Consider the following 22,004-nt stretch of genomic DNA (forward strand, 5'->3'; position numbering starts at 1 on the left):
TAATCTTAAATTTAATCAGGTGACCTGACAGCAAAAACGAAAATCGCCAAGAGTTTGCTTGGCGATTTATTCAAACGACTTAACAATGGATGTGTATTAATGAGGTTTGATAATTAATTAAGGCAACATCGCTAGGTAAGTTGAAGGGTTTTTACGCTGACCATCTTTGACCACTTCATAATGTAAGTGAGGACCAGTACAACGTCCAGTACAACCCACATTGGCAATATGCTCACCAGCAGTGACTTTATCACCTACTTTAGCAATCAAGCGTGAAGCATGTGCATATCGTGTGATATACCCATTACCGTGGTTGATTTCAACATATTGACCATAACCTGTACCCCAACCTGATTTGGTCACTATACCTGGACCGGTTGCATAAATTGGAGTGCCTGTTGGTGCAGCAAGATCTAAGCCTGAATGGTTTTCAGCACGGCCGCCCATTGTTCGGCCGCCATAATTTGAACTGACACGACCAGTTGGAAGCGGGTGTGTCACTAACCATGAATATGCATTATTTGAAGAGTAACGATTTGAACTTGTCGTTGTAGTTTTTTGAGCAGGGTATTTACTATTAAGCAGCGCATTATTTAATTCGATTGGATCCGTCTTCGCTCGAACTGTCACATCGACTTGTGCTGTCGCTGGAATGTCCATGTCATCAGGATGACTATAAGAACCTTGTGATAGTGTTCTTGTTAACTCTTCCAATCGATCAGGATTGGAGGCTTGTGTGGCATCTAATTGAACTAAATCTGCAAATGCAACCGAAGCTGCTGAAGCTGCTAAAGAAAACGCTAATAAAATACGTCGCGTATACATATAAACCTCATTAAACTGTTCTTACTCAAGTCTCTTGTGTGATCTCTTCCTTGATATCGAAAGAAACAAGCGTTTAAGATTAAGACAAAACAATGTAGGAACAATGTATGTCAGAACCAAAAAATATGTTTCAACAAACAAGACAACACATAAAAACAGGAAACTTATCGTTTCTCACAAAGCAAGTTGCTGACTGGCAGAGACTTACAAAATTAATTCAACCGCTATTGCCCAAAAATGAACAATGGCAAGTTGTCTGTTATCAATACGGTATTTTGACCATCACCGGTGAAAATCAAGCCATGATTAGTCAACTCGGTTACCTTCAAAAACAGTATATTTCTCAGTTATCACAAATCCCTGAACTCAAAGATTTACAAAAAATCCAAGTTCGTCTTCGAGCAAAAAAAGAAATTCCCCAAACACAAACTGAAAATTCCAAAACTTCTTTATGTCCGACAACGCAAGAAATGTTACTCAACGCTGCTAGTTTTGTGAACGATCCTAAGCTTAGCCAAGCTATGATACGTTTGGCAAGCAATAAAAAGTAACTGGACCATTTGATTTAAACGTCATTCACTATTTTAAAAGCGAATTAAGTCACACTTAACAATGTTACACTATAACATTTAACCTGAAGACAATGACTTAGATCACACTTACATATTGAATTGGACAAGACTTTTCGTCATCAAATGTTACAATTTCATAATTAGATGGATCAATCTGAACATTGCGAAGCAGTTGATTATTGAGTGCATGTCCAGATTTGTAACCATCAAACTTCGCAATAATTTGATGTCCGAGTAAATAAAGATCACCCACCGCATCCAATATTTTATGACGTACAAATTCATCAGCAAATCGTAAACCTTCTTCGTTCACGACACCTGAATCATCAACACCAATTGCATTCTCTAAACTAGCACCCAAAGCTAAATTATTCGCCTTAAGATAATCCAAATCTTTCATAAAGCCGAAAGTACGTGCCTCACTGACTTCATAAACAAATGTTTCCGTTGAGAAATCAATACTGGCAGACTGATATTCTTTGGCAAAGGCTGGGTGATCGAAATCAATCGTAAAATTAAGTTGAAAACCATCATGCGGATTAAAAATAGCGCGCTTATCGTCAATTAATGCTTCTACAGGTTTTAATATTTTTATAAATTTTTTAGGCGCTTCTTGCTCTATCAACTCACCTTGCATGAGTAAATAGATAAATGGACCGGCGCTTCCATCCATAATTGGAACTTCTGAAGCTGATACTTCAATAATCAGATTATCAATACCAAGACCTGCAATCGCACTCATAATATGTTCGATAGTCCCAACTTTGGCATTTTCTTGTACCAAATTCGAACACATAAATGCTTCTTGAATCAGCATCGCATTAGCAGGAATATTTACAGGCGGATTTAAATCAATACGACGAAAAACAATACCCCCATCAGCTACATGTGGTACAAAGTTAATCATTACTTTTTGCCCACTGTGTAATCCGATACCACTCGCTTTCACGACTCGTTTCAGGGTGCGTTGTTTCAACATGTTTCTTCAATATTCATCTAAAATCTAGTATACGTTAGCACATTTAGCCATTGATAAAAATCAAAAAGGTGGCATAAGCGCCACCTTTTCTGTTTGATCATCGTAAACACATTATGTTACATGTTATTTACGCTGTTGATTTTTAAGATAATCTTGAATGCTCATTGGTGCAGATCGAGGCGCTGCAGAAGGCTCTGGGGCTACACTCTCTTGATTCTGACGTTTACTGATTGCTGGAACATCATCTTCATCCAAAGCAGCAGCTTGTCCACCAACTGATGGGTTTACACTCACTGGCGCACGGCGCTTCACTTCCGTTTCATTCGCATTACGAGTTAAACCTGTCGCAATCACAGTAACACGGATTTCATCACGCGCATCTGGATCAAATACAGTACCAAAGAAGACTTCACCTTCATCCAGATCAACAATTTGATTGACAACATCTGTGATAATTTCAGTTTCACGTAAGGTAACATCATTACCGCCAGTGATATTAATTAAAACACCCTTCGCGTTCATAATATTTACGTTGTCAAGCAACGGACTGCGAATCGCAAGACGCGCTGCATCTTCAGCACGATCTGGACCGCTACTCTTACCTTCACCCATCATCGCATAACCGCGTGTGCTCATCGCTGTTTTTAAATCGGCGAAGTCAAGGTTGATATGACCAGGACGCACAACTAGATCAAAGATACTTCGTACCGCGTTAAGCAAGACATCATCCGCTTTGCGATAAGCATCTTGCATCGAGATATCACCATAAACGCTAAGTAGGCGTTGGTTTGGAATGATAATCAATGAGTCAACATGCTTTTCAAGTTCTTCGATCCCTTTTTCAGCAGAACGTTGACGACGACGACCCTCGAAGTTAAATGGAGTGGTGACAACACCAACCGTCAAAATACCCATTTCTTGTGCTATTTCAGCCACGACTGGTGCTGCACCAGTACCAGTACCACCACCCATGCCGGCAGTAACAAATACCATATCTGCACCTTCCAGATGCTGACGGATTAATTCGCGACTTTCTTCTGCTGCAATTTGACCGACATCAGGATTTGCTCCTGCACCTAGTCCACGCGTACTTTGTTGGCCCAATTGGATTTTGAATGGCGCATTCATACGATCCAAAGCTTGTTTATCTGTATTTGCACAAACAAATTTCACGCCTTTGATATCAGATTGCACCATGTGTTGTACGGCATTACCACCACCGCCACCAACACCAAACACAGTAAAACGGGCTTGACCGTTATTATCGGTTTGTTCATCTTCTAAAAATTCAAATGAAGCCATGACCTTAACTTTTCCTAATAAATTTGGCAGTCACTTAAGCCCGTATACTGCCTTGATCTTCAATAATAAAAATTTGTTTTTAGGATGCGTTGCAATCACATTCTTGTCAAGCACATGAAGTTGCTCTTACAAGTTGCAAACAATACTCCCTTAAAAACTAAACTTAAAAAATACCTTTCAATTTGTTATTAAACGCATTCCAACCATTCGCTATGCGCTCTAATAATGGACGCTTATTCACTTCTTCAGGTTGCTCAACCGATTCTTGTAAATCGCTTTGACTAAATAACAGCAGTCCTGTTGCGGTAGAATACATTGAACGTCTTAATGCAGGTAAATGTTGATCATCCGCATATACTTGTAGCGGAGGGTTGCCTAAATGAGCAGAAACACCCAACATACGACGTGATAATGTGATCATACCCTCAATCTGACATGCATCACCACTTAAAACTACACCGTGGTATAAACTTTGTAGCGCACCACGTTGTTGTAACTCATCACGCACCATAGAAAGAATTTCTTCGTAACGTGCAATAATAATCTCTGATAGCTCAATCCGACTGATCGCCTGAGGACCATCGATCGCTTCAAACTCGATCATATGTTCAGGTTTGACTTGCTGTAAATCAACGCAACCATAAAGCAATTTAAGTCGTTCAGCTTCTTCAGTCGTCGTTTGCAATACTGCAGCGATATCACGCGTTACATTTTCACCACCACGTTGAATGGTGTGTGCTAGCACTAAATGACCTTCAATATAAACTGCAATATTGGTTGTACCAGCCCCAATATCCAATAAGCATACACCATACTCTTTTTCATCTTTTAGCAATGCACCTTCAGCCGTTGCTAAACATGAAATCACCATCTTTTCGACAAAAATATTGGCGCCTTTCATTGCACGATCTAAATTTTGCATGGTGCTGATTGGTAGCATCATGAGTTGATAATGCGCCGTCATGCTATTTGCTGAAAGGTTAATTGGATTATGCACCCACTCAGGTGAATCATCCAACTCAAAACCCAATGGCACTGCACTTGCAAGATAATGATCAGAAGTTAAATGACTGGCTTTTGCCATTTCTAAAGCTTTAACCACTTCTGAAGTCGTAATGGTGCGTTCTGGATTAGAAATCGGTGTCCGGCCTGTCGCATAAGCACTTTGCAGTTCTGTACTCGGGATCGATACCCATGCTGAATGCACACGACACTCCGCCATATCTTCTGCTTCTTGTACCGCATTCTTAATCGCAGAGATCACTTTTTCAAGGCTAACAATTTTTCCTTTGTTCATGCCTTTATTTCGCGCAGTCGCCATACCGATGACCTGGATATTATCCGGCGCATGTACTTTACCAATTAGAACTGAAACTTTATGTGTCCCAATGTCTATCGCAACAACTGAGGGAACAGCCTCATTCATGATTCACTACCATTTTCTTCATTGTTTATATCTGGCTTATGCCTATTTTTAAAGCCACGTATTATGGCTTTGCAACTCTTGAATCTGCAATGTTAATGTCATTAATGGTTACAACAAACTGACCATTTATAATCTTTGGTGGTGTCGCATTTTTCCATTGAATCGCCAAGCCATTACGGTAACGTAAGTCAATCGCTGAAACTCTTGGCCAAACCACTTTCAGATCTGCTTGAGATAAGTGACTCAATCGTTGCAGTTTGCTCATGGTCTGATCCTGATCCACAATAATACGTAAACCCGAATCGAACTGCATAAACCATGTCCGACGATCTGTTAAATATAGCTCTTTCAAACGCAGATTAACTGGACTAAACAGTTGATTAATTTCATGATAACGTCTCATCATGACTTTTGACTGATCTGACGGACCATGCATAAGTGGTAAATTAGCGTGATTTCTAGAGTACGCCTCTGTATACACCACACCCTGATCACTTAACAGACGTCCTGTTCCCCAACGTGCAATCGGATGTTTCGGAATAACACGAACCTTAATACCGTCTGGCCAAGCTCTAGAGATGACCACTCGATCTACCCAAGAAATCTCTAATGCCTTATCACGAATTTGCTCAAGATCAGCAGTAAAATAATTGCCTGTAATGGTAGGCATTAACTGCTGTTTTACTTGACTAATTTCAGGCTCGGCTTGCAGACCAACCACATCCAAAGATGCTACTTTTGCACTGGTCATGACGCTATATAAGCCATAAATCCCGACCAAAAGTACACAACATGCAAAAATAAGCATGACCCAACCACCCGCATTAATCATTTTCTCTTTGCGAGTCGGTGGTTTGTCATGAATCGATGTAATCGCCGCACGTTTGCGACGCATCGATGGAGGTAGTTGAGCCATAAATTAGTGTGATTCTTTCGCTAAGGTTTGCTCTAAAATAGCCAAACACAAATCTTCAAAACTATAACCTACCGCTTGAGCTGCTTTTGGTACCAATGAATGACTGGTCATGCCTGGAACAGTATTCACTTCTAGCAGCCAAAATTGACCTTGCTCGTCCTGCATAGCATCAATTCTACCCCAACCACTTGCCCCAACAGCTTGAAACGCTCGTAAGCAAAGCGCTTGTAAACTTTTTTCTTCAGCTTCACTCAAACCACAAGGGATACCATATTCAACATCATTACGTTGGTATTTAGCTTCATAATCATAAAAGGCTACATCAGCTGGAGGTTGTAAACGGATGACTGGTAATGGTTGTCCATTTAAAAATGAAATCGTAAATTCACGACCTGTAATCCACTTCTCAGCCATGACCACGGCATCATGTTGAGTCGCTTTTTTAATTGCTTCAGCTAAATCCTCTGCTTTCTCAACCTTACTCATGCCCACACTCGAGCCTTCGTGCACGGGTTTGATAATCAGTGGTAATCCAAGCTCTGCAACGAGTGCTTGTGCATCAGTATCTTTAGAAACAATGCGGTATGGCGCTGTAGGAAGTTCAGAACCTTGCCAAATTTGCTTGGTCTTTACTTTATCCATTCCGATAGCCGACCCCTGCACACCAGTTCCAGTATATGGAATATTTAACCACTCTAATGCGCCTTGGATTTGACCATCTTCTCCACCACGACCATGTAACACAATAAATGCACGATCGTAATTTACCAGTTCAGTAACACTGCGTTCTTGAGGGTCAAAACCCTCTGCATTCACCCCTGAACGTACCAATGCTTCAAGTACAGCCTTACCACTATCTAATGACACCTCACGCTCTGCAGATTTACCACCAAGCAATACAGCAACTTTGCCGAATTTAGAAGCATTTGACACGTTTAGTTCCTTAAACTTATAAAATTTTCAATTTAGCCAAATCATCAAACGACGATTATTTTAAATAGAGCTGGTTCTGAGCAAGCTCAATTGAAATTGCTCCAACGTTACCCGCACCTTGAGTCAATAACAAGTCATTTGCTTGTAACACTTTTTGTATCACATTTGGCAAATTCCCTTCTACTGGATCAATCAAGATTGGTTCAACATCACCACGCAATCGGATACTTCTTGCCAATGAGCGACTATCTGCACCAACAATCGGCTTTTCACCTGCAGAATATACTTCTAATAGCAGTAATTGATCGACTTGTGACAAGACATCAACGAAATCATCAAAACAATCACGTGTACGGCTAAAACGGTGAGGTTGGAACATCATCACAAGTCTACGATCAGGATGACTTGCACGCGCAGCTTTAATCGTTGCTTCAACTTCTTTTGGATGGTGACCATAATCATCAACCAGTTTGACCGTTCCATCACCTAACTCAAATTCACCTTGAATTTGGAAACGACGCCCTACACCACTAAAACTTTCTAAAGCACGAGCGATTGCAGCATCAGATACACCTTCATCAGTTGCCACACCAATCGCAGCTAACGCATTAAGGATGTTATGCAAACCAGGCATATTAATGGTTAACTTGAGTGGCTCTTTGTTTTTGCGAAGCACAGTAAAATGTGATTGCATCCCTTCTTGTACCACATCTACAGCACGAATATCGTTATCTTCGTTAAAACCATAAGTTAAAACAGGTCGACCAATACGTGGCATGATTTCACGAATATTTTGATCATCGCCACACACCACGGCTAAACCGTAGAACGGAAGTTTCTGCAAGAATTGAACAAAAGTATCTTTCAACACATCGAAGCTACCACCATAAGTATCCATATGATCAGCATCAATGTTGGTAACAATAGCGGCCATTGGTTCTAAATATAGGAATGAAGCATCAGATTCATCTGCTTCAGCTACAATATAACGACTCGCACCTAAAGCAGCATTTACTCCAGAGCGATTAAGCAAACCACCAATCACGTATGTCGGATCCATGTTTTCTTCAGCAAGCATACAGGTCACCAAACTTGTTGTTGTGGTTTTACCATGTGTACCTGCAACCGCAATACCATGACGGTAACGCATCAACTCGCCCAACATTTCCGCACGACGAACTACAGGGATGCGTGTTTCAATCGCTGCTTTAATTTCTGGGTTTTCTTGGTCAATCGCAGTCGATACAACCAATACATTCGCACCGTTAATATTATCAGCAGCGTGTCCGATATGAACTTTAATGCCATTTTCTTCAAGCTGTGCAGTGGTTTTAGAGGCTTTAATATCCGACCCTGAAACTTTATAGCCTTGGTTTTTTAAGACTTCCGCAATCCCGCACATTCCTGCACCACCAATACCCACAAAATGGATATGCTTGATACGGCGCATTTCAGGAATTTTAATCAGGTTTTTTGCTTTATCAGCTGGGTTCGTTGAAGACATAATTTTCTCTAAAACTTACAAATCTTGAATTAAACCAACCACACGCTGAGTTGCATCTGGTTGAGCTTGTTGACGTGCTTTAACAGCCATTTCCGTCAACAATGTACGGTTCATGAGTGGCAATAAAACTGCTTTTAATGAATCAGGAGTGAGTGTCGCTTGTGGACAAATTTTTGCAGCATTAATATCTGCTAGGAATTTGGCATTCGCGGTTTGGTGGTCATCTACTGCACTTGGCAAAGGTACAAATACGGCTGCAACACCCGCAGTAGCAATCTCAGTGACCGTCAGTGCACCAGCACGACAGATTACAAGATCGGCATTGGCATAGGCTTCCGCCATATTTTCAATAAACGGTTGAACTTCTACCTGTAAATGATCAGGAGCATCGGCATAACGTGCCCGCGTGCTATCAGCATGATTTTGACCACACTGATGATAAACACTTAAAGGAACATCTAATTGTTTCAGTGCTTCGGGTACGCGCTCATTCAATGCTTGTGCGCCCAAAGAGCCGCCTACAATTAAAATTCGAATAGGCTGATTGGTTTTTTCTCGCTCTTGATATCGCCAAGCAGGGCTCAATATCGCAGAAATTTCCTTACGTACGGGATTACCTGTAGTCACGATTTTATGATTTTCTGGAAATGTTTTCGGGAATGCCTGACAGACCGTTTTAGCAACACGAGCCAATTGGGTATTGGTGAAACCCGCTACTGCATTTTGCTCATGAATGATGACAGGAATACCAAGAATACGCGCAGCCAAACCACCAGGACCTGCAACATAACCGCCAAAACCAGCGACTGCATCTACGTTTAATCGTTTCATATAGCGCATTGCGCTAAGCGTTGCTTTTAAAATTTTAAAAGGGGCTTGCAGCTTACGGACGATTCCATTTCCACGCACACCCTGAATATCAATTTGATAAATTGGAATTTGGTGATTTTTAAGCAAGCGGTTTTCCATACCTGAAGGCGTTGCCAACCATGACACTTCGACACCTTGCTGTTGTAATTCCTGAGCAACTGCTAGGGCAGGAAATACATGTCCACCTGTACCTGCAGCCATCATCATGACATGTTTAGGTTGTTTATGCTGAGCTTGTGTCACGGTCTAATTCTTCAAATCTAAGAGCTAACAGAAAATTTTATATAAGGCATCAATTGTAATCACAATCGTATATCCATGAAAGTTTATTTACTTTTTTTCACGGACCCTTTAATTGTTTTTTTCATATGATTTCAGAGTTTAAACTAGATTTATTATGAGTTGTGCCTTTTTTATGTATTTTACCATTCGATCTAGTTTATAACGCACCAAAATAATGATTAATGTGCACATTAAAAACCACCACAGTATTGGCTCTATTGTTCCTTCGTATCTGCGCTACCACCATGTTGGATATAAACTTATGTCTAAATAGTATGAGGCAATAGTTCTATTTATGATATTGCTATATCTCATTGAGATTCAGCTCGCGAATAAAAGGATTTTTAAACGCAAATGTCAAAAATATCATCTTATGACATTTGGATTATTTTGGCAGGCTACCTTGCTGCAATTCATGTCGGTAAACTTTCTGCTGTTATTCCAATTCTTCAAAAAGATTTAAATCTAAGTTTCACCCAAGCAGGCCTATCCTTATCACTGGTTCAAGGTGCTGGAATGCTATTTGCCCTGTGTATTGGTGCTGTATCTGAGAAAATAGGACTCAAAAAATGTCTTATTTTTGCACTCATTCTATTGGGGATGAGTAGTTTTGCAGGCTTATGGATTGATCATAGTATTAGCCTTTATTTTTTTCGATTTATGGAAGGCATTGGATTTCTCACCATTAGTCTTTGCGCTCCCGCAATTTTAAAACGACTGAGCACACCTGAAACCATGAATTTTAAAATGGGGTTATGGAGTTCTTATATGGGAGTTGGGGTTAGTCTTGCTATTTTGACCATTCCTGTATTACTCGAATGGCTCAGTTGGCAACACATTTGGGCATTATTTGGTGCCTTGTGTTGGCTAGTTGCCTTGATGATTTACCATTTTTTACGTTATGACGATAAACAAACCACTGTAACAACAGCACCACTGAACACATCAACCTCCAACTCTTTTTTATCTATTGTTAAAGCCACCGTGACCCATCCACCCATTCTCTGTCTAGCCGTTATCTTTGCTTGCTATACCAGTCAATGGATCACACTCACAGGTTTTTTACCCAGTCTTTATGTCTCATTCAATATGGATTTAAAGCTTGCAGGAATTTTGGTGTCAATGGTTGTGTTATCTAACTTAGGTGGAACCTTTGGCGCAGGCGTATTACTTCAAAAAGGCATAGCTCCTTTTAAATTACTTCAATTTAGTTTTTTAAGTCTAATTTTATGTAGCTGGATTGTATTTTCACAACCCAATTGGTTGATTTTTGAGTTGCAATATTTGTGCGCTATTTTGTTTTCTTTTATCGGTGGCATTATTCCGACGACCGTCTTTGCCAATACGCTTAGATACGCGCCACAGGTCAATGCAGCAGCATCCAGTATGGGCTTAGTGCTGCAAATTTCTGCATGTGCGCAGTTCCTTGTTCCTCCAGCAACAGCAGCTCTCGTTTCGTCTTCTCACCAGTGGTCCAATGCCGCATGGGTTACCGTAAGTCTTTCCACCCTAGGACTATTGACCAGCTATTATTTATTTAAAATATATACGCAAAAAAAAGAGCCTATTTAGGCTCTTTTTTGCAGATCAACTAACGTCCAGCTTCTAAAACATCAAATAATGTATCTGCGATAGAAGTACCAAATTGTGCGTCTATTTCACGTATACACGTTGGACTAGTCACATTAATTTCTGTTACATAGTTTCCAATGACATCAAGACCAACAAATACCAGCCCCTTCTCACGCAAGAATGGTCCAACTTTAGCAGCAATCACCTTATCATTTTCAGTCAACGGACGTGCTTCACCACGCCCACCAGCAGCAAGGTTACCTCGCGTTTCACCATTTTGTGGGATACGCGCTAAACAATATGGAATTGGCTCACCATTGACCATCAGAATACGCTTATCTCCATCCACAATTTCAGGAATATAACGTTGCGCCATAATCGGTTGCTGCCCCATTTGAGTCAACATTTCCAAAGTTGAACCGATATTTGCCCCTGCAGCAGTTAAACGGAAAATCCCCATACCGCCCATCCCATCTAGCGGTTTTACAATCACATCTTGATGTTCAGCAATAAACTCTCGGATTAAACTTTGCTGTGAAGTTACCAAAGTCGGAACCTGCAGTTCTGGAAATTGTGTAGCGAACAGCTTTTCGTTACAGTCTCGCAAACTTTGAGGTTTATTGATAATCCAGGAACCTTCACGTTCCGCTTGTTCCAGAATATAAGTTGTATAAACAAAGTTCATATCAAAAGGTGGATCTTTACGCATGAGTACAACATCGTATGCGGCTAAAGATTCTTTCTGTTTTTCACCAAGTTCATAGTAATGATTATAATCCTCAAATACTTTAAGTGGTGAGATCAAACCAAAAGCTTTGCCTTGATCGATATATAAATCTTCCTGAAGTGCATACCCTAACTCATGACCGCGACGTGCAGCAGCCCAAAGCATTGCCATGGTCGAATCTTTTTTGAGGTTTACATTTTCGATGGGATCCATCACCACAAGTACGCGCATGATCTGTTCTCTATTTTATCAATGAAGCGATTATAACGAAGTTTAGTGAACGATCTACTGATCTATCAAAGGATCAATTGTATAAATTCAGAGAAGCTCCTTCCTATTTCTGCTGAGCACTAGAATTTGGATTCATATCAAACTACTAAAAAAAATAATAAAAAACGGCGCAATGAGCGTCAGGAAAAATCCACTGAGAATTGCAATTTGTACATCTAATGGTGAACAATTGTTTTTTACAAAGGGTAAAGTCGAGTCCATCGCCGTGGCACCACATACACCAATGATTGGCTTTGGATAACGCTGACCTAATAAATACAACAATGCAATCGCATAAAACTCTCGTACAAGATCTGTGATCAAAGCAAAAGTTCCCTGCTCAGGTCCTAAAACTTTAGCAACTAAAGGACCAGAAAGAGAGAACCAACCAAATCCACTCCCCATCACAACGAGTTCGACAAAAGATTGAGTCATGATATGACTCGTCAAATAAGCCCCAATAAACAGTGCAATGATTGAAAAAAATGGCACTTTGATATGATTCATAGTGAGGGCTTGAATTTTAATCGTTGACAAATCCACTCCGATTAAAAAAATCAACACATACAATAGTATCGCGCTTAACATTTCCCCTGATAAAGTCTTGGGTAATAGCCAATATAGCCCCATCCCGATCAACACCATTCCAATCGCAATCAAGCATTCGGTAATAGGTTTGAGCATATCCTTGAATGATTTTTGGTGCTCAGCCTTAAAGTGGCTACGATTAAATAAAAGTCCGAAGGTAATCACACTTAACACTGTTGAATAAATAAAAGCTTCAATTAATATTTTTGAACCAAGATCTTTATCAAACAATACACTGCCAAATTGAAAGCCAATAGAGATGAGAAGCAACCAAACCAAAAACGTAATTTGACCGACCAATATATTACGAACTTGAACGTTTGCAGCTTTACCTATGCCCCAACCCAATAAAAGAGAAATGAGAATAGGTAAAAGTGAAATTATTAAATTTTGAATCATAGTTATGCAGCACTTAATGTGTGAAGTATTCGATATAAGAATGTAAAGTTTGAAATTATAAATTTTTATTTGAAACTCAAATCAATAGCGCTCAAGGTCTATATTTATAATATTAGATAATTATCGAGTAGTGAAATTAAATTCTTATGTATTGTTACAACTTCAGATACGAATTACATCAAACGTTAACATCGTTGAATAAAACTGACAGGACTTGATATTCCAACAATAGGTACAAGTCCATGATTAAAATAATTTCTACACTCTGTTTACTCACTATCAGTTCAGTTACTTTAGCAGCAGGCAATCCTACACGAGTCGGTGATGTACTCGGTCGAGACCTCAACGTTCCAATTGTTGGTGCATTAGGGCATACAGGTGTATATGTAAGTTCAAACAATATTGTTCAAGTCATGAACAAAACGGCATATGTAGATGTGATTGAATATGTCAGCTTAAGTGGATTTAAAACTACAAAATATTGGGGAGCAAAGGCCAAAACAAGTTTTGGATATAAATCTCCTTACTCATCTGCTGCTAATCAAATCACTGCGATTTCAAATCAGCAACGACCTCATGTCGCTTACACGCTGTATTCAGCAACACCGAACCCAGCTGTGCAAGTCTGTTCACAATATAACTCCAACGGTGCTTGTAGCAAATATACATGGCAAAAGGGAACGTTCCGATGTGACAGCTTTACGAAATGGCTCTACACTCAGACAGGTAATGGTAATCTAGGAGGAAGCACACCGCGTGGAACTTTCAACAGTAGCTTACTCACAATTACACGAGTGTAAATAAATCATTCCCATTATATTGCCTTCACATCTCTGATGTTGAAGGCAACGACAGCTTAATATTATGAATAAGAAAAATATTTTTTTGGTTATTTTGATCTTCGTGATCTGTGCAGTAATTTTATGGGTGTATTTGAAATCGACAGCAGATACGACTCAAAGCATATCAAATCAAAACAATAATACTTCAACGCTAAAAAGCAATGAAGATCGTGCGACTAGCTTGTCTGAAAATAGTGCAGATATGGAACTCAACACTAGCAACCTACCCGTATGGGCAAAAAAGTTACTTCAACTGGATCAATCTACTGCGAATCGAGAAGAAAAAATACATGATTTAATTCAGCTCCTTGAACAAAACCAGCATGATGAAAATGCAATAGAAGAAATCCTGACTCAACTTACTTCTCTCAATCCTTTAGAAGCAACTGAACAAATTTTGCCATTTCTCACACATCAAAATCCTAAAATTCAAAGCTTAGCGATAGGCGCACTGAATAATGCGATGTTGCTGACTGATCGAGAACATGAACTCAAAAAATCCCTACCTGAAAATGATTTGATTCGACAGAAAATTAGTCACGCTTTAGAGCAACGTTTTCAGGATCCAACTTTAGATCCAAAGGTTAAACAAGTTCTTATTTCTAGCCTACCGCATACCGCATCTGTCCAAACTCAGCACAATCTTGCACAAGAACTTCTTCAACAAAATTCTATCTCACCAAACGAAGCACAATTTCTTTCTCAATATCTGCTAAATGGTCAGGGAAATAACACAACTTTAGAACAACTTGCGCATAAAAATCCGAAGATGATTGAAGACATTATTGCGAATTTAAATAATCAAATTGTCGACCAACCAGCTATTGTTGAAGTTCTGAATAATGATCAAAAAAAGCAACTACATAATTTTATCTTACAGCATCCACCAAGCTCGAAAGATGAAAGCTATGGATATAAAAATGATATATGGCGATTTTCTTTAAACCAACTTCAACAATAAATAAAAGTTAGACTGGTTTTATATGAATATTTTTCAAGCTTATAATTACATAAAATTTACATTTAAAATAATTAAATAACTTCTCACTCCTATTTTAACTATAAATCAACATAGATTTAATACATTAATCTTTTTTATTTTAAGCTAAATTAATATTACATTTTAATCATTCATGATTTCATTTTTTTAATCGTGATGACTAAATATTTAGCACTCCAATAATCATAGTTATAAATTTAATGAGGGCATTATGAAAATAGTTTTAATTGGTGCAACAGGCATGGCAGGTTCTCGTATTCTTGAAGAGCTTGTTTCACGTGGACACTACGTCAAAGCGATTGCGCGTAATACAAGCAAAGTTTCAGATACAGAGCGTGTGTTAACTGTAGATTTAGATTTAAATGATCAAGAAGCACTTGTAAATGAGCTGAAAGGTCAAGATGCTGTAATTAGTGCAGTACGTTTCCAAGGTCTTGATATCAATTCACTTCTTAATGCTATTCGTGAATCAAAAGTTAAACGTTATATTGTTGTTGGTGGCGCTGGCGGTTTAACTGTACCAAATCAAAATGTGCGTGTAATCGATACAGAAGACTTCCCTGATGCATATAAAGCTGAGGCGGAAGCAGGCATTCAGTTCTTTGACAAGTTAAAACAAGTGGACGACATTGACTGGACCTTTATTGCTCCTGCAGCGGAATTCGGTCCTGGTAAGCGAACTGGTGAATATCGCTCTGGTAAAGATGAACTTATCGTTGGTGAAGAAGGCAGTAAAATCTCTGCAGAAGATTTCGCAGTAGCGCTCAGTGATGAGCTTGAAAATAATAACCATATTCAAGAGCGCTTTAGCGTAGGTTATTAATATTCAATAATATAATAAAAAAGGAAGCTTAAGCTTCCTTTTTTATTATTTATTTCACTCTATGAAATATTTTAAATAAATGAGATGTATGAAATCTAAAGAGGTTGTAATATTCATATAAATAAAATTTAAAAATTAGTATTTTCATGAACTATCTTGAGTATTTTTTATATATTTTCACCGTCATTATTATGATTGCCACTCCAGGCCCTGTTATGATTTTGGTGGCCAGTGCAGGTGCAAAAGGCGGTTATCGAAAAGCATTACAGACTATTTTAGGTACTAATGTTGCCTCACTATGTTTAATTACCCTTTCAATTCTTGCACTTAAGGGTGTTCTGCATTTTAATGAGCATATTTTCAATGTCATCAAAGTCCTAGGATGTCTTTACATTGGCTATTTAGGTTTTGAAATTCTTAGAGAAACTTTTCAGCACAATCAAACTGCCTCTTCAAAGATCAAGCCGATCGATAGTGGTTTTTCCAAAGGTTTTTTAGTTGGTATTTCCAATCCTAAAGATATTATTTTCTTCACTGCTTTTTTTCCGCAGTTTATTCAAATTACGCCAAATATAGATTTAAGTTTGACGCTGTTAATCATCACATGGATCATTTTGGATTTTGTCGTACTATCTTTAGTCTATTTAGGGTTTAACGCTATTTCTCAACAACGTATTTATTCAAAAATCTTAGCCTTGTGTGGCGCGATCCTCATGACCATCGCTGGGTATGGGATATTCAGCACAGCGCTCTTTTATGAGTCTCTTTAACTTACTTAAACTACAATTTATGAATATATTTATTCCCGAGGTTTCTAATGATGCAACCCGCCATGATCGTCTTTTATTCAGAAGATAAAAATCATTGAGTAGATGATTCTTGCCTGCGATCAGGTTATACATTTGCATATGCCCCACCGTGGCAAAATCGTCCTTGAGCGATGAGGTAACAAGATCTGAATGAAAAGTTGGGCATAACGTAAAAATGTAATTTGTGTGATGCAGATAAGAATTTCGCATAAGGTGTATTATGTTAATTTTAGAAATATTTAATTATTAATAGTGACCATGAAAAGGATTGAATTATTTAAAGTTGCCTTAGAGCATTGTGAAAAATTATCTCAAAAATTTCCAGATTTAGAGGTTACATCATCAATTAGGAACCAACTTAAATATCTTATCTCTTGTGAAAGTACGAGTGGCATAGATAAATTAAAATTAGAGTCAATTATTATTGGTGTTCAAACAGCTAGAGAAATAGAGCCTTTGGATCTAGAAACTTCTGAAATTTTTTATCAAGTAGCTAATGAAGTTAGAATAATGTTAAGTGAATAGATATTTCAGAATTTTACAATGACCAGAAATGAGCTTATTAAATTATTGGAGCATATGGGAATTCATCATAGCAATTACTCTTTCGATGAAATCAAAAACTCTGAATGTATTAGTGTCTTAAAACAAAATGCAGAGTGGTGTGTTTATTACACTGAGAGGGATAAACCTGAACTAATATTTTCCTCGAAAAAAGAAAGTGATGCTTATGAATTTATAGCTAATGAGTTTAAAAGATGGGCGTCATAGAAACCTATTTAACATAATGACTGTTATACGAAATTAAAGGTAAGGGGCAATATTGCTCATAGCTTTAAGAACGTAATATTCTTTTTCTCCTACAGGAGCTACGTAATCTATAGCTTGCTTAGCAGCATCAACTCCCTCTAGTCGAGCAATTACCCAACTAGCTAGATAGACAGAAGATAAACACCCACCTGCTGTAGCAATATTGTCTTTAGCGAAAAATGGCTGATTTAGAACTGATGTACCAGACTCTATTACCCAGGGTTTTGTAGTGACATCGGTACATGCTGGAATATTATTGAGCAACCCTAGTTTTGAAAGAATTAATGTTCCAGAACATTGAGCACCTATTAGTTGCCGATTTGGATCTAGATTTAGTAGGCTCATTATGTCTTGATCTACTGCAATTTCTCGTGTCTTCATTCCACTTCCAATAAGGACTACATCCGCTTCATTGGCTTCTTCTAAAGAACAATGTGACTCTATTAAGACTCCATTCATGGAACGAATATATTTATTATCACTAGCTATACTGACTTTCCAATCAGGCTTTTTAATTCGATTTAAAATTCCTAAAGCAATGAATGAATCGAGTTCGTTAAATTGATCAAAAGTTAAAATAGTTATATGCATTTAATTAAGCCTTTTAAGGTCTGTGATACGGCTGCTTCATAGTTAAAATTAGCATATCTTATTTTTCAGACATAAAAAAAGCCCAACATCCTGTTGGGCTTTTTTACGTATTTGATGCGTTGGTATAACTCCTGTCGTACCTGCATATCCCATTGCTACGATTTCTTATTGTTATCTGGAGCATCCTGCTCTCTATGTGTTCATCATAGAAAATTGAGGGGGATTGGTATAGACGCAAAATACCTGAATGAATGTGAGCCAAGGCGTACAAAATTGATTAAAACTTATCCCGAAAGTTGTCCGCAGAAATTGGGGATGAATTTGATCTTAAAAGGCATATATCTTATAGGGAATTGCGTTTTTTGATCGTTTTTTAACCGATTTTATTGGCAAAAAATGACAAATATGCTCAAAAAGAAACCGACATGTTTCACAGTCGGTTTTTTTCTGTTTTTCGGAGTGGGTGGAAATTTTTAAGTATTTGATTTTAAATAATTATTTTAGCTTCATTTCGCATAACGCCCATTATGTTAAATGAGGCGGATTTATTTAATCCGCTTACCATTTTTATCGATGATTATTTCACCATCCTCTTTGGTAAAAGCTCCTAATTGAGGCGCAGACAAAATATCTAAAACGAGTTCAGATGGTCTACATAGTTTTACACCTAATTCAGTCACTACAAATGGACGGTTAATTAAAATTGGATACTCAACCATAAAATTAATGAGCTGTTCATTTGTCCAGTGCTGCTGATCCAACTTGAGCGTTTCAAAGGGTTCTACATTTTTACGAATGGATTCACGTACAGAAATCCCTGCTTTTTCAATTAAATTAATCAGTTCTCTCTTGCTCGGAGGGGTAAGAAGGTATTCAATAATTTCAGGTTCTTCTCCTGTATTTCGAATGAGAGCTAGTGTATTTCTTGATGTTCCACAAGCTGGGTTGTGATAGATCTTAACTTTCGATGACATTGGATTAACTCAGAACTTAATAATATTGCATTTATATATGGATATGCGTATATTCGCAATAGCATATATTGGAGTGTAGATGATGGATCAAGCAGATTTCTTTAAATGCCTATCTGACCCGACACGTTTGGATATTTTAAAAATTATTTTAGAAAGACAGAATGTATGTGTTTGTGAAATCACAGAGATCTTACAACTGAGCCAACCCAAAATTTCTCGTCACTTGGCTTTACTCCGTAACCTCTCAATTTTGCTAGATGAGCGTAAGGGACAATGGGTGTATTACCGATTAAATCCTGATTTACCAGAATGGGTAAATGAAGTGCTCAATGTCTTAAATGATGAAGTACTGAATAAACCTGCAAGCAACTTATCTATCTCTATGCAATGCGAGTAATTCAATGTCCGGATCAAAGCTCTCATTCTTAGATCGAAATCTAACGCTATGGATTTTCATTGCCATGGCATTAGGAGTAGGTATTGGTGTATTTTTTCCTCAAGCATCTGCGGTACTCGATCAATTAAGCATTAATTCAGTGAATATCCCTATCGCAATAGGGCTTATTTTGATGATGTATCCACCACTTGCCAAAGTAGACTATGCGACTTTGCCTAAAGTCTTTGAGGACAAGCGAACCCTTACATTATCTCTCGTTCAAAACTGGCTAATAGCACCTTGCTTAATGTTTAGTTTGGCAATCATTTTTTTACATGCCTATCCTGAATACATGACTGGCCTAATTCTCATAGGCTTAGCCCGATGTATTGCGATGGTCCTCGTCTGGAACGATCTGGCATGTGGGGATAATCAATATGTCGCTGCCTTAGTCGCGTTTAACAGTATCTTCCAGATCTTATTCTTTAGTACTTATGCTTGGTTATTCTTAACCTTCTTACCACCATTCTTTGGGGTAGAAGCACAAATCATTAATGTGAGCTTTTGGACAATTACCCATGCTGTTCTTATTTATCTAGGTATTCCGTTCTTACTTGGGTTTTTAACCCGACTGATTTTGGTTAAAAAGAATGGTTTGGCTTGGTATCAGGATAAATTTATCCCAAAGATTAGCCCAATCAGCCTTATTGCCCTTTTATTCACGATTGTAGCCATGTTCAGTCTTAAAGGTGGTGAAGTGGTTAGCCTTCCTCTAGATGTACTTAGGATCGCTATTCCTTTGACAATTTACTTTGTTGCGATGTTCTTCATCAGCTTCTTTATGAGTAAGTGGATGGGTAACGATTATCCTAAAACAACTGCTATTTCCTTTACTGCGGCAGGCAACAATTTTGAATTAGCACTGGCTGTAGCGATTGCCACTTTTGGATTAGCTTCACCTGTGGCTTTCACAACAGTGATTGGACCGCTTGTTGAAGTGCCTGTATTGATTGCCTTAGTGACAGTTTCGCTATGGCTGAGAAAAAAAGTGTTTAAAGAGGCATGAAGCTAATGAACTTACCAAATATTGATCTTAGTCTTTTGGAAAAACCGACTTTAGAAAAAGTTCAAGCAAAGAACCTTGAACATCCTCCAAGAATACTGCTTCTGTATGGCTCAAATCGTGATCGATCATATAGCCGTTTAGCTGTTCAGGAAGCTGGTCGAATTCTTGAATATTTTGGTGCGGAAGTGAAAATCTTCCATCCAAAAGGGCTACCTCTGCCTGAAGATGGTGATATGCAACATCCAAAGGTCAAAGAACTGCATGAGCTATTAGCATGGTCAGAGGGCATGGTTTGGTGTTCTCCTGAGCGTCATGGCTCAATGAGTTCAATATTAAAAGCTCAAATTGATTGGATTCCATTAGCAGCGGGTGCAATCCGTGCAACGCAAGGTAAAACCTTAGCTGTAATGCAAGTGTGTGGAGGTTCACAATCCTTTAATGCTGTAAATCAATTACGTATTTTAGGGCGTTGGATGCGTATGATCACAATACCAAACCAGTCATCAGTTCCTAAAGCATTTCTTGAGTTTGAAGATGATGGTCGTATGAAACCTTCTTCTTATTACACGAGGATCGTCGATGTGATGGAAGAACTTTATAAGTTTACGCTTTTAACTAGGGGACAGTCCTCATATCTAACTGATCGCTACTCTGAACGTGTAGAAAGTGCGGAAGAGCTTTCAAAGCGTGTGAATCAAAAGAGTATTTAAATTTCCTAAAATTAACATAATACACCTTATGCGAAATGATTTTTTATTAAATACAAATCAACAACTTATATCGATATAAAAGCCCAGACCTATAGATCTGGGCTTTTTTATAGATTCTTCAAGTTCCACGCTTATTTATTAAGCAATGTTTCACATTAATATTAAGTAGAACTTTATAAGACTTAGATTCCGTACTTCACACGGTACGCTTCCATTTTCGCTAAAGCATCTTTGTCGCCTTTAGCATCTAAGTAATCCATTAAATCTTTCATTGTGATAAGCGCATGTACAGGAATTTCAAGCTCTTTTTGAACTTCTTGAATCGCAGACAATTCACCTTGACCTTTTTCTTGACGGTCAAGCGCAACCAATACACCCGCTATTTGCGCGCCTGCATTTTTTAAAATGGTCACAACTTCACGAATGGCTGTACCCGCAGTGATCACATCATCAATGATCCATACCTTTTTACCTTCAACTGAAGCACCAACTAAAACACCACCCTCACCGTGATCTTTAGCTTCTTTACGGTTGAAGCCCCAAGGTACACTTACACCGTGGTTTTGTGACAATGCCACAGCCGTTGCAGCGACAAATGGAATCCCTTTATACGCAGGACCAAAAATCACTTCAACATTATCACATTCAGTTAATTTTGCTGCATAGCCAGAAGCCAAGCCAGTTAAGGCTTCACCGTCATTTAACAAACCGGCGTTGAAAAAATAAGGACTCACACGACCTGATTTTAAAGTAAACTCACCAAATTTAAGCACACCACGTGATAATGCCAGTTCGATAAAAGCTTGTGGATTAAATGCCGCTTGCGCTGTCATGAGGT

General features: G+C 38.5%; 23 protein-coding genes. 10 read left to right on the forward strand and 13 right to left on the reverse strand.

Annotated elements, in window-relative coordinates:
- Positions 1-117: 117 nt before the first annotated feature.
- Positions 118-825, reverse strand: coding sequence for a M23 family metallopeptidase (locus tag AC1M9J_RS05525; RefSeq protein ID WP_481595741.1), 708 nt, complete (start codon positions 823-825; stop codon positions 118-120).
- 107 nt (positions 826-932) lie between these two features.
- On the opposite strand from AC1M9J_RS05525, the gene AC1M9J_RS05530 reads away from it, so the two are divergent.
- Entirely contained in the window at positions 933-1,376 is a 444-nt protein-coding gene (locus tag AC1M9J_RS05530; protein WP_035265826.1) for a DciA family protein, read from the forward strand.
- Positions 1,377-1,473: 97 nt separating this feature from the next.
- Here the strand turns inward: AC1M9J_RS05530 and lpxC are convergent, their stop codons facing one another.
- The 7 genes from lpxC to murG all read right to left on the reverse strand — a co-directional run bounded on the left by lpxC (position 1,474) and on the right by murG (position 9,570).
- Positions 1,474-2,376, reverse strand: a complete 903-nt coding sequence (gene lpxC / locus AC1M9J_RS05535; protein WP_481595740.1) for a UDP-3-O-acyl-N-acetylglucosamine deacetylase — start codon at positions 2,374-2,376, stop codon at positions 1,474-1,476.
- A 123-nt stretch (positions 2,377-2,499) separates the two neighbouring features.
- Complete coding sequence (ftsZ, locus tag AC1M9J_RS05540) at positions 2,500-3,678, reverse strand: cell division protein FtsZ (protein ID WP_035265829.1); 1,179 nt, start codon at positions 3,676-3,678, stop codon at positions 2,500-2,502.
- A gap of 163 nt (positions 3,679-3,841) precedes the next feature.
- Positions 3,842-5,104 (reverse strand): cell division protein FtsA, encoded by a 1,263-nt coding sequence (gene ftsA, locus AC1M9J_RS05545; RefSeq protein WP_035265831.1) that lies wholly within the window; start codon positions 5,102-5,104, stop codon positions 3,842-3,844.
- A 61-nt stretch (positions 5,105-5,165) separates the two neighbouring features.
- Positions 5,166-6,020 carry a cell division protein FtsQ/DivIB gene (locus AC1M9J_RS05550; protein ID WP_035265833.1) on the reverse strand — a complete coding sequence of 285 codons (855 nt, stop codon included), beginning with the start codon at positions 6,018-6,020 and terminating at the stop codon, positions 5,166-5,168.
- Positions 6,021-6,023: 3 nt separating this feature from the next.
- The gene (locus tag AC1M9J_RS05555; protein WP_035265835.1) at positions 6,024-6,953 is read right to left on the reverse strand and encodes a D-alanine--D-alanine ligase; all 930 of its coding nucleotides are present in this window, start codon (positions 6,951-6,953) and stop codon (positions 6,024-6,026) included.
- Positions 6,954-7,008: 55 nt separating this feature from the next.
- A complete protein-coding gene (gene murC, locus AC1M9J_RS05560; RefSeq protein ID WP_180028490.1) occupies positions 7,009-8,457 on the reverse strand; it encodes a UDP-N-acetylmuramate--L-alanine ligase in 1,449 nt (482 codons plus the stop codon).
- A gap of 15 nt (positions 8,458-8,472) precedes the next feature.
- Complete coding sequence (murG, locus tag AC1M9J_RS05565; protein WP_481595739.1) at positions 8,473-9,570, reverse strand: undecaprenyldiphospho-muramoylpentapeptide beta-N-acetylglucosaminyltransferase; 1,098 nt, start codon at positions 9,568-9,570, stop codon at positions 8,473-8,475.
- A gap of 393 nt (positions 9,571-9,963) precedes the next feature.
- Here murG and AC1M9J_RS05570 point away from each other — a divergent pair, with 393 nt between their 5' ends.
- On the forward strand, positions 9,964-11,181 hold the full coding sequence (locus tag AC1M9J_RS05570) for an MFS transporter (RefSeq protein WP_481595738.1): 1,218 nt from the start codon (positions 9,964-9,966) through the stop codon (positions 11,179-11,181).
- Between the two features lie 19 nt (positions 11,182-11,200).
- Here the strand turns inward: AC1M9J_RS05570 and gshB are convergent, their stop codons facing one another.
- A complete protein-coding gene (gshB, locus tag AC1M9J_RS05575; RefSeq protein WP_035270267.1) occupies positions 11,201-12,139 on the reverse strand; it encodes a glutathione synthase in 939 nt (312 codons plus the stop codon).
- Between the two features lie 132 nt (positions 12,140-12,271).
- On the reverse strand, positions 12,272-13,165 hold the full coding sequence (locus AC1M9J_RS05580) for a LysO family transporter (protein ID WP_481595737.1): 894 nt from the start codon (positions 13,163-13,165) through the stop codon (positions 12,272-12,274).
- Between the two features lie 242 nt (positions 13,166-13,407).
- On the opposite strand from AC1M9J_RS05580, the gene AC1M9J_RS05585 reads away from it, so the two are divergent.
- From AC1M9J_RS05585 to AC1M9J_RS05605, 5 genes are all read left to right on the forward strand, one after another.
- The gene (locus AC1M9J_RS05585) at positions 13,408-13,965 is read left to right on the forward strand and encodes a hypothetical protein (protein ID WP_481588798.1); all 558 of its coding nucleotides are present in this window, start codon (positions 13,408-13,410) and stop codon (positions 13,963-13,965) included.
- A gap of 64 nt (positions 13,966-14,029) precedes the next feature.
- Positions 14,030-14,968: a hypothetical protein gene (locus tag AC1M9J_RS05590; protein ID WP_481595736.1), complete on the forward strand. Its 939-nt coding sequence runs from the start codon at positions 14,030-14,032 to the stop codon at positions 14,966-14,968.
- 250 nt (positions 14,969-15,218) lie between these two features.
- Positions 15,219-15,830 carry an NAD(P)-dependent oxidoreductase gene (locus AC1M9J_RS05595; RefSeq protein WP_092766521.1) on the forward strand — a complete coding sequence of 204 codons (612 nt, stop codon included), beginning with the start codon at positions 15,219-15,221 and terminating at the stop codon, positions 15,828-15,830.
- Positions 15,831-15,976: 146 nt separating this feature from the next.
- Positions 15,977-16,600, forward strand: a complete 624-nt coding sequence (locus tag AC1M9J_RS05600) for a LysE family translocator (RefSeq protein WP_481595735.1) — start codon at positions 15,977-15,979, stop codon at positions 16,598-16,600.
- Between the two features lie 297 nt (positions 16,601-16,897).
- The gene (locus tag AC1M9J_RS05605; RefSeq protein ID WP_481595726.1) at positions 16,898-17,164 is read left to right on the forward strand and encodes an immunity protein Tsi6 family protein; all 267 of its coding nucleotides are present in this window, start codon (positions 16,898-16,900) and stop codon (positions 17,162-17,164) included.
- Between the two features lie 279 nt (positions 17,165-17,443).
- On the opposite strand, the gene AC1M9J_RS05610 is transcribed toward AC1M9J_RS05605, so the two are convergent.
- Entirely contained in the window at positions 17,444-18,040 is a 597-nt protein-coding gene (locus AC1M9J_RS05610; protein WP_481595725.1) for a DJ-1/PfpI family protein, read from the reverse strand.
- A 545-nt stretch (positions 18,041-18,585) separates the two neighbouring features.
- Positions 18,586-19,014 (reverse strand): arsenate reductase (glutaredoxin), encoded by a 429-nt coding sequence (gene arsC, locus AC1M9J_RS05615; RefSeq protein WP_481595724.1) that lies wholly within the window; start codon positions 19,012-19,014, stop codon positions 18,586-18,588.
- A gap of 82 nt (positions 19,015-19,096) precedes the next feature.
- Between arsC and AC1M9J_RS05620 the strand changes: the two genes are divergently transcribed.
- Genes AC1M9J_RS05620 through arsH form a run of 3 tightly spaced genes read left to right on the forward strand, consistent with a single transcriptional unit; the run spans position 19,097 to position 21,166 of the window.
- Complete coding sequence (locus AC1M9J_RS05620) at positions 19,097-19,411, forward strand: ArsR/SmtB family transcription factor (RefSeq protein ID WP_481595790.1); 315 nt, start codon at positions 19,097-19,099, stop codon at positions 19,409-19,411.
- 4 nt (positions 19,412-19,415) lie between these two features.
- A complete protein-coding gene (arsB, locus tag AC1M9J_RS05625; RefSeq protein ID WP_481595723.1) occupies positions 19,416-20,456 on the forward strand; it encodes an ACR3 family arsenite efflux transporter in 1,041 nt (346 codons plus the stop codon).
- A gap of 5 nt (positions 20,457-20,461) precedes the next feature.
- Positions 20,462-21,166, forward strand: coding sequence for an arsenical resistance protein ArsH (arsH, locus tag AC1M9J_RS05630; protein ID WP_481595722.1), 705 nt, complete (start codon positions 20,462-20,464; stop codon positions 21,164-21,166).
- 182 nt (positions 21,167-21,348) lie between these two features.
- Here the strand turns inward: arsH and pyrE are convergent, their stop codons facing one another.
- The gene (pyrE, locus tag AC1M9J_RS05635) at positions 21,349-21,999 is read right to left on the reverse strand and encodes an orotate phosphoribosyltransferase (RefSeq protein ID WP_067727823.1); all 651 of its coding nucleotides are present in this window, start codon (positions 21,997-21,999) and stop codon (positions 21,349-21,351) included.
- Positions 22,000-22,004 lie beyond the last annotated feature (5 nt).

Source organism: Acinetobacter sp. ANC_7588, from assembly GCF_056783995.1.

Bases quoted from the DNA above. Each gene is read 5' to 3' on its own strand.
- AC1M9J_RS05595 (WP_092766521.1), top strand. From the start codon at position 15,219: ATGAAAATAGTTTTAATTGGTGCAACAGGCATGGCAGGTTCTCGTATT.
- ftsZ (WP_035265829.1), bottom strand. From the start codon at position 3,678: ATGGCTTCATTTGAATTTTTAGAAGATGAACAAACCGATAATAACGGT.
- AC1M9J_RS05525 (WP_481595741.1), bottom strand. From the start codon at position 825: ATGTATACGCGACGTATTTTATTAGCGTTTTCTTTAGCAGCTTCAGCA.
- AC1M9J_RS05550 (WP_035265833.1), bottom strand. From the start codon at position 6,020: ATGGCTCAACTACCTCCATCGATGCGTCGCAAACGTGCGGCGATTACA.
- AC1M9J_RS05610 (WP_481595725.1), bottom strand. From the start codon at position 18,040: ATGCATATAACTATTTTAACTTTTGATCAATTTAACGAACTCGATTCA.
- AC1M9J_RS05580 (WP_481595737.1), bottom strand. From the start codon at position 13,165: ATGATTCAAAATTTAATAATTTCACTTTTACCTATTCTCATTTCTCTT.
- AC1M9J_RS05600 (WP_481595735.1), top strand. From the start codon at position 15,977: ATGAACTATCTTGAGTATTTTTTATATATTTTCACCGTCATTATTATG.
- AC1M9J_RS05585 (WP_481588798.1), top strand. From the start codon at position 13,408: ATGATTAAAATAATTTCTACACTCTGTTTACTCACTATCAGTTCAGTT.
- arsC (WP_481595724.1), bottom strand. From the start codon at position 19,014: ATGTCATCGAAAGTTAAGATCTATCACAACCCAGCTTGTGGAACATCA.
- AC1M9J_RS05570 (WP_481595738.1), top strand. From the start codon at position 9,964: ATGTCAAAAATATCATCTTATGACATTTGGATTATTTTGGCAGGCTAC.
- AC1M9J_RS05590 (WP_481595736.1), top strand. From the start codon at position 14,030: ATGAATAAGAAAAATATTTTTTTGGTTATTTTGATCTTCGTGATCTGT.
- ftsA (WP_035265831.1), bottom strand. From the start codon at position 5,104: ATGAATGAGGCTGTTCCCTCAGTTGTTGCGATAGACATTGGGACACAT.
- arsH (WP_481595722.1), top strand. From the start codon at position 20,462: ATGAACTTACCAAATATTGATCTTAGTCTTTTGGAAAAACCGACTTTA.
- pyrE (WP_067727823.1), bottom strand. From the start codon at position 21,999: ATGACAGCGCAAGCGGCATTTAATCCACAAGCTTTTATCGAACTGGCA.
- gshB (WP_035270267.1), bottom strand. From the start codon at position 12,139: ATGCGCGTACTTGTGGTGATGGATCCCATCGAAAATGTAAACCTCAAA.
- AC1M9J_RS05605 (WP_481595726.1), top strand. From the start codon at position 16,898: ATGAAAAGGATTGAATTATTTAAAGTTGCCTTAGAGCATTGTGAAAAA.
- lpxC (WP_481595740.1), bottom strand. From the start codon at position 2,376: ATGTTGAAACAACGCACCCTGAAACGAGTCGTGAAAGCGAGTGGTATC.
- AC1M9J_RS05530 (WP_035265826.1), top strand. From the start codon at position 933: ATGTCAGAACCAAAAAATATGTTTCAACAAACAAGACAACACATAAAA.
- AC1M9J_RS05620 (WP_481595790.1), top strand. From the start codon at position 19,097: ATGGATCAAGCAGATTTCTTTAAATGCCTATCTGACCCGACACGTTTG.
- arsB (WP_481595723.1), top strand. From the start codon at position 19,416: ATGTCCGGATCAAAGCTCTCATTCTTAGATCGAAATCTAACGCTATGG.
- murC (WP_180028490.1), bottom strand. From the start codon at position 8,457: ATGTCTTCAACGAACCCAGCTGATAAAGCAAAAAACCTGATTAAAATT.